This window comes from Streptomyces sp. NBC_01003, assembly GCF_045162695.1.
Taxonomy (GTDB): Bacteria; Actinomycetota; Actinomycetes; order Streptomycetales; family Streptomycetaceae; genus Streptomyces.
In genome coordinates this window covers 3,910,099-3,923,566 of the sequence record NZ_CP108707.1, presented here as the reverse complement: position 1 = coordinate 3,923,566, position 13,468 = coordinate 3,910,099, and the positions used below count along the sequence as shown (strand labels likewise).

Sequence of the window (13,468 nt, the reverse complement as noted above, 5' to 3'; positions counted from 1 at the left end):
AGGCACGGACCCTCCCGACATCAGTCGAAAGGACAGCTCCATTACTACCGGACACGTTCCGCCCCCGCTCGAAGAACTGGGCGCGCTCGTCTCTCTGGGAGGCATGCCCGCCCTCGTCAATCAGCTTCGCAGCCTCGGCGGCTGCACCCGGCCCGTCCGCCTCGACGGTCACCGCACCGAACGTGCCGTAGACCCAAGGACCGGTGAGATCGGCCGCGTGCTCCACCGGCTCGACTCGGCGATGCTTCCCGCCGGCCAACTCCTGGTGCGCTGCAACAACCGCCGCGCGAGCCGCTGCCCGGCTTGTGCCGAGGTCTACCGCCGGGACACCTTCCACTTGATCACTGCCGGACTCCGCGGCGGCAAGGGCACACCTGCCGCGGTCACCCAGCATCCCAAGGTGTTCGCCACCTTCACCGCCCCCGGCTTCGGCCCCGTCCACAACCGGCCTGCCGACCGCCGCGGAGTCATCCGGGCCTGTCGCTGCGGTCTGTTGCACGACGCCGAGGACGCATTACTCGGCACACCGCTGGACCCCTCGACGTACGACTACGAGGGCGCGGTCCTTTGGAACGCACATGCCGGGCTGTTGTGGCGGCGCTTCTCCATCCACCTGCGCCGCGAGATCGCCAAGCGGGCCGGCCTCACGCAGCGAGAGTTCCCGCACTTCGCGCGCGTCTCCTTCGCCAAGGTCGCCGAGTTCCAGAAACGCGGCGCGGTCCACTTCCACGCGGTCATCCGCATCGACGGTCCGGAAGGCGGGGCCAGCGATCCACCCGGCTGGGCCACGACGGAGCTCCTGGCGGGCGCCATTGCCTCGGCTGCGTCCAGGGCGACCGTCACGGGTCCCGTCATCGACAGCCGGGCGCACACGTTCGTCTTCGGCCGACAGCTCGACGTACGGCCGATCCGGTCCGCCGACTTCGACGGCCCCACCGAACTCACGGAACGCGCCGTGGCCTCGTACATCGCCAAGTACGCCACCAAGGGCGCTGAGGCTACGACGGGCACCTTGGACCGACCGCTCAAGTTCCTCGCCGAGCTGGCCCAAATGGATCTCAGCGACCATGCACGGCGCCTGGTGCGCACCGCGTGGACGCTGGGTGCACGCAGAGACCTGGATCACCTCCGCCTCCGTGCCTGGGCACACATGCTCGGCTTCCGCGGTCACTTCTCGACGAAGACGCGTCGCTACTCCACGACCCTCGGAGCTCTGCGTGATGCCCGTGCCGAGTGGCGCCGCGCCCAAGCCTCGACGGCCGTCGACGGCGAGACGGATACGACGCTCGTCCTCTCGCACTGGGTCTTCGCCGGAACCGGCCTGTCCGGTGCCGAAGCCTGGCTGTCCGCATCTCTCCCACCCGCTCCCGGAACAGAAGGGGAACCGACATGGACCGCGGTCGAGACGAACTCATGACTGTCCGACAGGTTCTCGACGAACTCGGCGGCGTCTCCCGCCGCACGTTCTACCGGTGGCGCGAGCTGGGACACGGGCCTGCGGCTTTCAAGCTTCCCAACGGAGAGCTGAGGGTCTGGCGGAGCGACTTCCGCACGTGGCTACGGCAGTTGGAGGTCGCGGCGTGAAGTCTCTCGATGTGAAGGTCTGGGCCGTGCGCAAGCGCGATACCAAGACGCCCTCATACGGCGTTCGCTGGTCTGTGGCGGGCAACGTCTTCTCCGATTCCTTCCGCACCAAGGCGCTTGCCGATCACTACCGCACGAAGCTCATGCGGGCGATGCGGGACGGAGAGGAGTTCGATGAGGGGTCCGGTCTCCCGGCCTCGATGGAACAGAAGAAGTCGGCTGTGTCTTGGTACGACTTCGCCCTCAGGTACCTGGCGATGAAGTGGCCGCATGCCGCCCCCAATACGCGGGATGGCATCAACGAATCGCTCACCAGCGTGACTGTGGAGCTCCTCGACGAGAGGGCTGGACGGCCGTCCGACCAGACCATCCGTAAAGCGCTCCGGAACTGGGCCTTCGTGTTGCCGGGGCCTGATGTGCGAGAGGTCCCGGACGATGTGCGGAACGTCCTGCACTGGGTTTCGAAGGCGTCGCGGCCGCTTGCCGATCTCGCTGAGCCGGCCACGGCCCGTGGCGTGCTGGACTCGCTCAAGCTCAAGCTCGACGGCACGGCCGCGGCAGCTGAGACCGTGCGGCGTAAGCGTCGGACGCTCGTCAACGCTGCCAATTACGCGGTTGACTTGGGGGAGCTGCGTGAGAACCCGATTACGGCCGTCCGCTGGCAGAAGCCGAAGGTGTCCAACCAGGTCGATCCTCGGGTCGTCGCCAACCCGGAGCAGGCTCGCAATCTCCTGGCGGCCGTTTCCTACGTGGGCGGTTATCGGCGTGCTCGTGGCCGGCGTCTTGTGGGTCTGTTCGCTGCCATGTACTTCGGCGGGCTCCGGCCGGCTGAGGCGGTCGGCCTCGTTGAGACGGATCTAGTCCTTCCCGAGCAGGGCTGGGGATCGGCTTTGCTCCATCGGACTCGCCCGTCGGTCGGCAAGCAGTGGACCGACTCGGGGGAGACCCACGACGACCGCGGGCTCAAGAACCGACCGACCGAGGACGTCAGGCGGGTGCCTATCCCGCCCCACCTCGTGGCCGTGTTCCGTGAGCACCTGGCCACCTTCGGCACGGCGGATGACGGGCGGCTCTTCTTCAGCGAGAAGGGCTCGGTCGTCCCGTCCTCCACCTATTACCGGGTTTGGCAGGAGGCTCGGCTCCTTGCCCTCCCGCCGGCCGCCGCGTCCTCGCCGCTCGCAAGTCGCCCGTACGACCTTCGGCACTCGGCGCTGTCGACGTGGCTCAACGCTGGCGTCGATCCCACCGAGGTGGCCGAGCGCGCCGGCAACAGCGTTGAGGTCCTGCTGACCCGTTACGCGAAGTGCCTTGATGGGCGGCAGGACGTAGCCAACCGGCGCATCGAGGACCTGCTTCGCGAATACGAGTGACACGGCCCGGCCCAAGATTGAAGCCCCTGGACTTTTGTTCAGGGGCTTCGCTGTTCCCGGGCGGACTCCATCGGTTCGGCCCGTGGCGCTTGGCGACCACAGTGTCATCAGCCCCACCGGGAGAGGATGGCTTCCTCGACGCTGAACACGGCATCGCACTCGGCGCACTGCGCGATACCGAAGACGTAGGTCAATTTGCGGGCGATGTCCGGATGGCCGTCTGCGAGTGCGCGGGAGTAGAGCCGTTGGGCCAGCCCCTCCAAAGCTGCGGGCGCCTGAGGTCGCAGCGGCACCTGCCTCACCGTGGTGGAGGGCTCCATGTACATGCTGTCGGTGGTCGAGAAGAAGCCGTACTTGCCGAAGGCTATGAAGTTCTCCGCACTGCACGCAGGGCAGGGCACCTCGTACTCCTCGTCGTTCAGCCCGTCGAGCTGCTCGCCCCAGATCTCGACGCCCTGGAAACTCAGCAGTGTGCCCAGCAAGTCGACGTAATTCGTGGGGTCGTCGGCAAGTCCCGGGTCCTGTAGGGCTTCCTCGGTGAGTTGCGCCAGGTCGGATATCTGGGAGGCGTAGGTCACTTGGGGATCCTCGTCGCCGTACGGCTGATCTGTGCTGGCCACAATGGAGCTGGCCAGGTAGAGGGGCGCCTTCCGGTCCACCGCTGACCACTGACGCGCCATTTCCGTCAGAGCGGGCAAGGCCGCGTAGCTCGCCGAGTAGACGGTGCCCTGATGACACAGCCGGGACCAGAGCTTGTCCCAGCCGGGGTCCTGCGCGTCCGGACCCACTGCGTCAAGCAGGCCGGGAACGTCTTCTGCCGTGCCGTAGGCGTGGTGGAGCCGAGACCAGTCCGTCATGCCGATGATCTAAGCAGTCGAGCGCGGCACGATGCCGGGGAGGTCGCCTTCGGCGGCCGTCTCTGGAATCCGACAGTGACCTGCAGCGATGTGCCAAGATCCCGTCCACGCCTCGTCCACGGACCCCGACATACGGCCGCTCCGGGCGGCATCTGGCTGCACATACGCGAAGACCCCGGCCTCAGCGTTTCCGCTGGTGACGGGGTCTTTGGGCACCTCATACAAGGTGCCCCCGGCAGGATTCGAACCTGCGCACACGGCTCCGGAGGCCGTTGCTCTATCCCCTGAGCTACGGGGGCGTGTTCGCCGCGGCTGGCGTGGCGACGGGTAGAACCCTACCAGCTCCGTCGGGGTCCCCATGAACAGTTATTTCGCTGTTGAGATGGCGTCCCGGGAGGGCTGCGCACGGGGCCACGGGAGGGTGCTAGTCCCCTGTACGGGGCGGAAGTGGGGAAAACCCGGACGCGGTGGCGCTTGCGGACCTACTCTCGAGTTGTGCCAGGCGCGTCCGGCCGAGTGCTTGTTGTGGACGACAACAAGGTGATTCGGCAGCTGATCAGGGTCAATCTCGAGCTGGAGGGCTTCGAGGTCGTGACCGCGGCCGATGGTGCCGAATGTCTGGATGTGGTCCATCAGGTTCGGCCTGATGTGATCACTCTGGACGTCGTGATGCCCCGACTCGACGGACTGCGGACCGCCGCGCGGCTTCGCTCGGACACCCATACGCGCGGCGTCCCCATCGTGATCGTCAGCGCCTGTACCCACCACGAGGTCGACACCGGACTCGATGTCGGGGTCGATGCCTTCCTCGCCAAGCCCTTCGAGCCCGGTGAACTCGTCCGGGTCGTGAGGAAGTTGAGCGAGCGGGCGCGCGAGGGCGGTCGTGGTGCGGAAGAGGCCGAGCGCGCCGGGCGTACCGGAGGGTGACCGGTACGGGGGAGTAGGCGGGGGAGCCGAGTGTGTCCGCATGTCGGACCATCCCGTAAACCGGGTCGCTTTCCCACCCCCCTCCTCCCATACGCTTGTCCCGTGACCCCCGTCGAGCTCTCACGTACCGTCCAGCGCGCCGTGCGCCGCGCGGTCGACGACGGTGAGCTGAGCGTGGCCGTGCCGGCACGCGTCGTGGTCGAGCGGCCGCGGCCCGGTGGGTGCGGGGACTACTCCACGAACGTCGCTCTGCAGCTCGCCGGGCCCGCCGGGCGCCCGCCCCGGCACGTCGCCGAGCTCCTTTCGCGGCGCCTTGCCGACAGCCCCGGCATCGCCGGCGTCGAGGTCACCGGCCCTGGATTCCTCAATCTCACTCTCGCCGACGACGGCCCCGGCGCCCTCGCCCGCCAGATTCTCGCCCGGGGTGACGGATATGGGTGCGGTGATGTTCTCGCAGGTCGGCGGTTTGAGGTTCGTGTTCCTTACGAGGTCAGGGCCGAGGTCGTCGCCGATTCGCTTCGGCGGATTCTCGCCACGCAGGGTGCCGAGGCTCGTGTCGTCCAGGGTGAGACGCCCGAGCCTGAGGAGGGGGAGGCGCACGTCGTGAATGTGCGGCCCGTGCCCGCTCCCTGCGACCCCGCCGTCCTCGGCGGCGACGCGTCCCGCTGGGCCCTGCTCCTGCCCGCCGCGCACGACCGGCCCCGTATCGGCGACGAACATCTCGCCCAGCGCGAGAGCAACCCCCTCTTCCGCGTCCGGTACGCCTACGCCCGCACCCGCGCCCTCACCCGCAACGCCGCCGCCCTCGGCTTCACCGCCGAACCCGGCGACGTACGCGACAACGGCACGGCGACCGGCTCGGGGGACGCCACCCCTGCCCAGGCGAACGCCTCGGCCCCCCTCCACACCGCCCTGTCCGCCCACCCCCACACCCTCACCCTCGCCGCCACCCACCACGCCCCCGACCGGCTTGCCCGGCACCTCGTCGTGGTGGCCGACGCGTTTCTCGGGTTTCAGCACACCGTGCTTCCGCAGGGGGAGGAGAAACCCTCGGCCGCCCACCGTGCCCGGCTCGCGCTTGCCGAAGCCGCCGGGGTGGTGCTCGCCGGCGGCCTGTCCCTGCTCGGTATCGACGCACCCGAACATCTCTGAGAGAGCGCAGAAGACAGTCATGAGCCGTTCCGCACACCCCGCCGGGCCCCGCCACGCAGATGTCCTGACCGAGGGGCACTACGCCGCTCCGCCCGCCGATCTCAACGCCCTCGACCCGAAGGTGTGGTCGCGGACCGTCACCCGTGAGGGCGACGGCGCGGTCCGCGTCGGCGGCATCGAAGTGGCCCGGCTCGCCGAGGAGTTCGGCACCCCCGCCTACTTCCTCGACGAGGACGACTTCCGGGCCCGCTGCCGCGCCTGGCGCGACGCGTTCGGCCCCGACGCCGACGTCTTCTACGCCGGCAAGGCCTTCCTCTCCCGCGCCGTGGTGCGCTGGCTGGACGAGGAAGGGCTCAATCTGGACGTCTGTTCCGGTGGCGAGCTCGCCACCGCCCTGTCCGCCGGGATGCCCCCGGCCCGTATCGCCTTCCACGGCAACAACAAGTCCGAGGAAGAGATCGAGCGGGCCGTCGAGGTCGGGGTCGGGCGGATCGTGCTCGACTCGTTCCAGGAGATCGTGCGGGTGTCGCACATCGCCGAGCGGCTCGGCAAGCGCCAGCCCGTGCAGATCCGTGTGACGGTCGGTGTCGAGGCCCACACGCACGAGTTCATCGCCACCGCGCACGAGGACCAGAAGTTCGGGATCGCGCTCGCCGGGGGCCAGGCCGCCGAGGCCGTACGGCGTGCGCTCAAGCTCGACGGTCTCGAGCTCATCGGTATCCACAGCCACATCGGCTCGCAGATCTTCGACATGGCGGGCTTCGAGGTCGCCGCGCGGCGCGTCGTGTCGCTGCTGGCCGAGGTGCGTGACGAGCACGGTGTCGAGCTGCCCGAGATCGACCTCGGCGGCGGTCTCGGCATCGCGTACACCTCCGATGACGACCCGAGCGAGCCGCACGAGATCGCCAAGGCGCTCGGCGAGATCGTGACGCGCGAGTGCGAGGCGGCCGGTCTGCGCACGCCGCGCATCTCCGTCGAGCCGGGCCGCGCCATCGTCGGCCCGACCGCCTTCACGCTCTACACGGTCGGCACCATCAAGCCGCTCGAAACCCTTCGTACGTACGTCTCCGTGGACGGCGGCATGTCGGACAACATCCGCACCGCCCTCTACGACGCCGAGTACACGGTCGCCCTCGTCTCGCGGACCTCCGACGCCGAGCCGATGCTCGCGCGCGTGGTGGGCAAGCACTGTGAGAGTGGCGACATCGTGGTCAAGGACGCCTTCCTGCCGGCCGACCTCGCGCCCGGTGACCTGCTCGCCGTGCCGGCGACCGGCGCGTACTGCCGGTCCATGGCCAGCAACTACAACCACGCACTTCGCCCGCCCGTCGTCGCCGTGCGCGACGGCGAGGCGCGGGTGATCGTCCGGCGTGAGACGGAGGAAGATCTCCTGCGTCTCGACGTCGGATAAATGAAATACACGTCTCAGGATTCGGACCGGGGGCAGAAACCCCGGTCCGGTGGGTGAGACTGGTCCACTGAGGCAGTATCAAGCAGGCTGAGCTCTCTGAGCTGGGTTCAATGAAAGGCGCAGGTCGATGATGCGTACGCGTCCGCTGAAGGTGGCGCTCCTTGGCTGTGGGGTAGTCGGCTCAGAGGTGGCGCGCATCATGACGACGCACGCCGACGACCTCGCGGCCCGGATCGGCGCCCCCGTGGAACTGGCCGGGGTCGCCGTCCGGCGCCCGTCGAAGGTGCGCGAGGGCATCGACCCCGCGCTCGTGACGACGGACGCGACCGCGCTGGTCAAACGGGGCGACATCGACGTCGTCATCGAGGTCATCGGAGGCATCGAGCCTGCCCGCGGCCTCATCACGACGGCGTTCGAGCACGGCGCCTCCGTCGTCTCCGCCAACAAGGCGCTCATCGCGCAGGACGGCGCCGCGCTGCACGCCGCCGCCGAGGAGCACGGCAAGGACCTCTACTACGAGGCCGCCGTCGCCGGTGCGATCCCGCTGATCAGGCCGCTGCGCGAGTCCCTCGCCGGCGACAAGATCAACCGTGTGATGGGCATCGTCAACGGCACCACGAACTTCATCCTCGACAAGATGGACTCGACGGGAGCCGGCTACCAGGAGGCCCTCGACGAGGCCACCGCGCTCGGCTACGCCGAGGCCGACCCCACCGCCGACGTCGAGGGCTTCGACGCCGCCGCCAAGGCCGCCATCCTCGCCGGGATCTCCTTCCACACCCGCGTCCGTCTCGACGACGTGTACCGCGAGGGCATGACCGAGGTGACCGCAGCCGACTTCGCTTCCGCGAAGGAGATGGGCTGCACCATCAAGCTGCTCGCGATCTGTGAGCGGGCGGCGCACGGCGGGTCCGTCACCGCGCGCGTGCACCCCGCGATGATCCCGCTCGACCACCCCCTCGCCTCCGTGCGCGGCGCGTACAACGCCGTGTTCGTCGAGGCCGAGGCCGCCGGCCAGCTCATGTTCTACGGGCCCGGAGCCGGCGGCGCGCCCACCGCGTCGGCCGTGCTCGGCGACCTCGTGGCCGTGTGCCGCAACAAGCTCGGCGAGGCCACCGGACCCGGTGACTCCGCCTACACCCAGCTGCCCGTCTCGCCCATGGGCGAGGTCGTGACGCGCTACCACATCAGCCTCGACGTGGCCGACAAGCCGGGTGTTCTCGCCCAGGTCGCGACGGTCTTCGCCGAGCACGGCGTATCCATTGACACGGTGCGCCAATCGGGCAAGGACGGCGAGGCCTCCCTCGTCGTGGTCACCCACCGTGCGGCGGACGCGGCCCTCACCGGGACCGTCGACGCGCTGCGCAAGCTCGACACCGTGCGTGGTGTCGCCAGCATCATGCGTGTTGAAGGGGAGTAACGAGCAATGACCCACCAGTGGCGCGGAATCATCGAGGAGTACCGCGACCGGCTTCCGGTGTCCGACACCACGCCGGTCGTCACGCTGCGCGAGGGCGGCACGCCGCTCGTGCCCGCCCAGGTGCTCTCCGAGCGCACGGGCTGCGAGGTCCACCTCAAGGTCGAGGGTGCCAACCCGACCGGGTCCTTCAAGGACCGCGGCATGACGATGGCGATCACGAAGGCCAAGGAGGAGGGCGCGCAGGCCGTCATCTGTGCCTCCACCGGCAACACGTCCGCCTCGGCCGCGGCCTACGCCGTGCGCGCCGGCATGGTCTGCGCCGTGCTCGTCCCGCAGGGCAAGATCGCGCTCGGCAAGATGGGCCAGGCGCTGGTCTACGGCTCGAAGATCCTCCAGGTCGACGGCAATTTCGACGACTGCCTGAACCTGGCCCGCGCCCTCTCCGAGAACTACCCGGTGGCGCTGGTCAATTCGGTCAACCCGTTCCGTATCGAGGGCCAGAAGACCGCCTCGTTCGAGATCGTCGACGCGCTCGGCGACGCGCCCGACATCCACGTCCTTCCCGTCGGCAACGCCGGCAACATCACGGCCTACTGGAAGGGCTACAAGGAGTACGCGGCGGACGGCATCGCCACGCACACCCCGCGCATGTGGGGCTTCCAGGCGTCCGGTTCCGCGCCCATCGTGCGCGGCGAGATCGTCAAGGACCCGTCGACGATCGCCACCGCGATTCGCATCGGCAACCCCGCGTCATGGGACTTCGCGCTGGCCGCCCGTGACGAGTCCGGCGGCTTCATCGATGAAGTGACGGACCGTGAAATCCTGCGCGCCTACAAGCTGTTGGCGTCCCAGGAGGGTGTCTTCGTGGAGCCCGCGTCGGCCGCCTCCGTCGCCGGTCTGCTCAAGGCCGCCGAGCAGGGCAAGGTCGACAGGGGGCAGAAGATCGTCTGCACCGTCACGGGCAACGGCCTCAAGGACCCCGACTGGGCCGTCGCGGGCGCCCCGCAGCCCGTCACCGTCCCGGTCGACGCGGCCACCGCGGCCGAGCGCCTCGGCCTGGCGTAACCGGAAAGGGCCGGTCAACTCCGCACAGGGGGTGCACAGGGGGCTTGCGACACGCATCGTGCGCCTCCTGTGCGCCCTATGTCGCCACAGAACCTTCCTTCGATAGGCTGTACCGAACCCACCCCGCCGCACATGCATATGCCGCGGTGCCGCAGGCGTCGTCGTAGCCCTCGCGGCCTTCGGGTTCTCACACGGGCAGCAATCATCGGATCTCTACCGCAGTCACCTCGTTCATCACGCAAGAACCGCAGCTCAAGGAGTGTCATCGAGCGATGGCCGGTCCCGCCTTCCGCGCCGCCGCCGTCAGGGTGCGCGTCCCCGCCTCCAGCGCCAACCTCGGCCCGGGCTTCGATGCCTTCGGCCTGTCGCTGGGTCTCTACGACGACGTGGTCGTCCGGGTCGCCGACTCCGGCCTGAACATCGACATCGCGGGTGAGGGCTCCGACACCCTCCCGCGCGACGAGTCCCATCTGCTCGTACGTTCCCTGCGCACCGCCTTCGACGTGCTCGGCGGACAGCCGCGCGGCCTCGAGATCGTCTGCGCCAACCGGATCCCGCACGGCCGCGGCCTCGGCTCCTCGTCGGCCGCCATCTGCGCCGGCATCGTCGCCGCGCGCGCCGTGACGATAGGCGGCGACGCCCGGCTCGACGACGCGGCCCTTCTTGAGCTCGCGACCGAGATCGAGGGGCACCCGGACAACGTCGCGGCTTGCCTGCTCGGCGGCTTCACGCTTTCCTGGATGGACGGCGGCGCGGCCCGGGCGATCAGGATGGACCCCGCTGGTTCCATCGTTCCGGTGGTTTTCGTACCGGGAAAGCCGGTACTCACCGAGACCGCACGCGGTCTCCTGCCGCGCAGCGTCCCCCATGTGGACGCCGCGGTGAACGCGGGCCGAGCGGCCCTGCTCGTAGAGGCCCTGACGAGGCGCCCCGAGCTGCTGCTGCCCGCCACCGAGGACCGGCTCCACCAGGAGTACCGGGCTCCCGCGATGCCGGAGAGCCTCGCACTTGTGGAGCGGCTGCGGGCCGACGGCGTACCCGCGGTGATCTCAGGGGCGGGCCCCACGGTCCTCGCCCTTGTGGAGAAGGAAGCGGCCGACAAGGTCGCCCGGCTGGCCGGTGAGGGATGGGCGGCGAACCGCCTCGACCTCGATGTCGACGGAGCGAGTGTGCTGCCGCTTGCTCACTGATACACGGTTGCCGGAATTCGAGAGGGGGAATATTTGTTGGATCCGGTAGTGTTAACCTCAAGTCTGCACCCGACCCCACCATGGCGAGGTGCTGTGTGTCCCCCTCCGGGACAACCATTCTTCCAGGAGCCCCGCAAATTGCTCGGTGCCGTGCACTGAGCCGTTTCGAGCATGCTCCGGAACCGGTGTGATCGAGCCGGGTGACACAGACATTCCAGTGGAACCCGCGGCTTCGGGAATCGCCGTCACCAATGAATTCTTCCGCCGCGTTGGCGGACCACCGCCCCGGCACGGTCCATACCGACAGGACCACCGCCGGACAGCACAACCGGTCGCCGAGCCAGACAGGCCGACGTCCGCTCCAGGGAAGGACCCTTCGTGAGCGACACCACCGATCTGATGGGCGTGAGCGCCGACAGCTCCGCTGCCGCGCCCTCCGCCGATGCGGATGTCTCTGCTGCGCCTGCCGCCGGTGCTTCGGGCTCCCGGCGGCGCCGCGGTACCGGCCTCGAGGGCATGGTGCTGGCCGAGCTCCAGCAGGTCGCATCGGGCCTCGGCATCAGGGGCACCGCGCGTATGCGCAAGAGCCAGCTGATCGAGGTCATCAAGGAGGCGCAGGCCGGGGGAGGCGCTCCCGCGAAGAGCGCCGACACCACCGAGACCAAGCCGAAGCGCCGCGCCACCTCCAAGGCGCGCACCGGTGACGAGGCCGCGGCGAACGGCACCGAGGCCCCGGCGAAGGCCGTCAAGGCCGCGGACGCCAAGGCCGCGAAGGACGCCGCCGCTCAGCAGCAGATCGACATCCCCGGTCAGCCGGCGAGCGACGACAAGGGCGGCGAGCGCCGTCGTCGGCGTGCCACCTCGGAGGCCGGCAGCCCCGAGACCGTCACGGCCGAGGCGAAGACCGAGACCAAGACGGACGCGCAGGGCGAGGCCAAGGGCGACGCCGGTGACAACGGCGCCGAGGGCCGTCGCGAGCGCCGTGACCGTCGTGACCGTGGCGGCGACCGCGGTGACCGTGGCGGCGACCGCGGTGAGCGCGGTGGCCGTGACCGCGGTGACCGCCGTGGCAAGGGCGACGAGCAGGGCAAGGAGCAGGGCGGCAACCGCCAGCCGCAGGGCGGCGGACGCCAGGACCGTCAGCGCGACAACGGTCCGCAGGACGACGACGACTTCGAGGGTGGCCGCCGCGGCCGCCGTGGCCGCTACCGCGACCGCCGTGGCCGTCGTGGCCGCGACGAGGCCGGCTTCGGCAACGAGGTGCAGGTCTCCGAGGACGACGTCCTGATCCCCGTCGCGGGCATCCTGGACATCCTCGACAACTACGCGTTCATCCGGACCTCGGGCTACCTGCCCGGTCCGAACGACGTGTACGTGTCGCTCGCCCAGGTCCGCAAGAACGGCCTGCGCAAGGGTGACCACGTCACCGGCGCGGTCCGTCAGCCCAAGGACGGCGAGCGCCGCGAGAAGTTCAACGCGCTCGTCCGCCTCGACTCGGCGAACGGCATGGCGGCCGAATCCGGGCGCGGGCGGCCGGAGTTCAACAAGCTGACGCCCCTTTACCCGCAGGACCGCCTCCGTCTGGAGACCGACCCGGGCATCCTGACCACCCGCATCATCGACCTCGTGTCGCCGATCGGTAAGGGCCAGCGAGGCCTGATCGTGGCCCCGCCGAAGACCGGCAAGACCATGATCCTGCAGGCGGTCGCCAACGCGATCACCGTCAACAGCCCCGAGTGCCACCTGATGGTCGTCCTGGTCGACGAGCGTCCGGAAGAGGTCACCGACATGCAGCGGTCGGTGAAGGGCGAGGTCATCTCCTCGACCTTCGACCGCCCGGCCGAGGACCACACCACGGTCGCCGAGCTCGCCATCGAGCGCGCCAAGCGTCTCGTGGAGCTGGGTCACGACGTGGTCGTCCTGCTCGACTCGATCACGCGTCTGGGCCGTGCCTACAACCTGGCGGCGCCGGCCTCCGGCCGCATCCTGTCCGGTGGTGTCGACTCGACCGCGCTCTACCCGCCGAAGCGCTTCTTCGGTGCGGCGCGCAACATCGAGGACGGCGGCTCGCTGACCATTCTCGCCACCGCGCTGGTCGACACCGGCTCGCGCATGGACGAGGTGATCTTCGAGGAGTTCAAGGGCACCGGCAACATGGAGCTCAAGCTCGACCGCAAGCTCTCCGACAAGCGCATCTTCCCGGCGGTGGACGTCGACGCGTCCTCCACCCGTAAGGAAGAGATCCTGCTCAACGCGGAAGAGCTGGCGATCGTCTGGAAGCTGCGCCGGGTGCTGCACGCGCTCGACTCGCAGCAGGCCATCGAGCTGCTTCTCGACAAGATGAAGCAGACGAAGTCGAACGCCGAGTTCCTGATGCAGATCGCGAAGACGACGCCGACGCCGGGCAACGGCAACGACTAAGAGCTTCGCTCTGCGGTAGCACCGCTCAAGGGCCGCCCCCGTCACATCCGTGACGGGGGCGGCCCTTTGTG

General features: G+C 69.2%; 11 protein-coding genes and 1 tRNA gene. 10 read left to right on the top strand and 2 right to left on the bottom strand.

Annotation, left to right across the window (positions count from 1 at the left end; genetic code table 11):
- The first annotated feature begins 103 nt into the window (after positions 1 to 103).
- From OG698_RS17795 to OG698_RS17785, 3 genes are read left to right on the top strand one after another with little or no spacing between them, the layout of a single operon-like run.
- Complete coding sequence (locus OG698_RS17795; protein ID WP_406103990.1) at positions 104 to 1,417, top strand: replication initiator; 1,314 nt, start codon at positions 104 to 106, stop codon at positions 1,415 to 1,417.
- Positions 1,414 to 1,584 (top strand): helix-turn-helix transcriptional regulator, encoded by a 171-nt coding sequence (locus OG698_RS17790; RefSeq protein WP_406103988.1) that lies wholly within the window; start codon positions 1,414 to 1,416, stop codon positions 1,582 to 1,584. Before OG698_RS17795 ends, OG698_RS17790 begins: the two co-directional genes overlap by 4 nt.
- Positions 1,581 to 2,954 (top strand): tyrosine-type recombinase/integrase, encoded by a 1,374-nt coding sequence (locus tag OG698_RS17785; RefSeq protein ID WP_406103986.1) that lies wholly within the window; start codon positions 1,581 to 1,583, stop codon positions 2,952 to 2,954. The genes OG698_RS17790 and OG698_RS17785 overlap by 4 nt, the downstream gene beginning before the upstream one ends.
- A gap of 107 nt (positions 2,955 to 3,061) precedes the next feature.
- Here OG698_RS17785 and OG698_RS17780 read toward each other — a convergent pair whose 3' ends face one another.
- Both OG698_RS17780 and OG698_RS17775 read right to left on the bottom strand, forming a co-directional pair.
- Positions 3,062 to 3,811 (bottom strand): hypothetical protein, encoded by a 750-nt coding sequence (locus OG698_RS17780; protein WP_406103984.1) that lies wholly within the window; start codon positions 3,809 to 3,811, stop codon positions 3,062 to 3,064.
- A 227-nt stretch (positions 3,812 to 4,038) separates the two neighbouring features.
- Positions 4,039 to 4,110, bottom strand: a tRNA-Arg gene (locus tag OG698_RS17775).
- A 148-nt stretch (positions 4,111 to 4,258) separates the two neighbouring features.
- Between OG698_RS17775 and OG698_RS17770 the strand changes: the two genes are divergently transcribed.
- From OG698_RS17770 to rho, 7 genes are all read left to right on the top strand, one after another.
- Entirely contained in the window at positions 4,259 to 4,738 is a 480-nt protein-coding gene (locus OG698_RS17770) for a response regulator (RefSeq protein ID WP_406103982.1), read from the top strand.
- A gap of 102 nt (positions 4,739 to 4,840) precedes the next feature.
- Positions 4,841 to 5,890, top strand: a complete 1,050-nt coding sequence (gene nrtL, locus OG698_RS17765; RefSeq protein WP_406103980.1) for an ArgS-related anticodon-binding protein NrtL — start codon at positions 4,841 to 4,843, stop codon at positions 5,888 to 5,890.
- Between the two features lie 19 nt (positions 5,891 to 5,909).
- A complete protein-coding gene (gene lysA, locus OG698_RS17760; protein ID WP_406103978.1) occupies positions 5,910 to 7,301 on the top strand; it encodes a diaminopimelate decarboxylase in 1,392 nt (463 codons plus the stop codon).
- A 130-nt stretch (positions 7,302 to 7,431) separates the two neighbouring features.
- Entirely contained in the window at positions 7,432 to 8,721 is a 1,290-nt protein-coding gene (locus OG698_RS17755) for a homoserine dehydrogenase (RefSeq protein WP_399970345.1), read from the top strand.
- A 6-nt stretch (positions 8,722 to 8,727) separates the two neighbouring features.
- Positions 8,728 to 9,786, top strand: a complete 1,059-nt coding sequence (gene thrC / locus OG698_RS17750) for a threonine synthase (protein ID WP_399969571.1) — start codon at positions 8,728 to 8,730, stop codon at positions 9,784 to 9,786.
- 272 nt (positions 9,787 to 10,058) lie between these two features.
- Positions 10,059 to 10,976 (top strand): homoserine kinase, encoded by a 918-nt coding sequence (thrB, locus tag OG698_RS17745; protein ID WP_399969569.1) that lies wholly within the window; start codon positions 10,059 to 10,061, stop codon positions 10,974 to 10,976.
- A gap of 378 nt (positions 10,977 to 11,354) precedes the next feature.
- The gene (gene rho / locus OG698_RS17740; RefSeq protein WP_406103976.1) at positions 11,355 to 13,397 is read left to right on the top strand and encodes a transcription termination factor Rho; all 2,043 of its coding nucleotides are present in this window, start codon (positions 11,355 to 11,357) and stop codon (positions 13,395 to 13,397) included.
- The last annotated feature ends 71 nt before the right edge of the window (positions 13,398 to 13,468 follow it).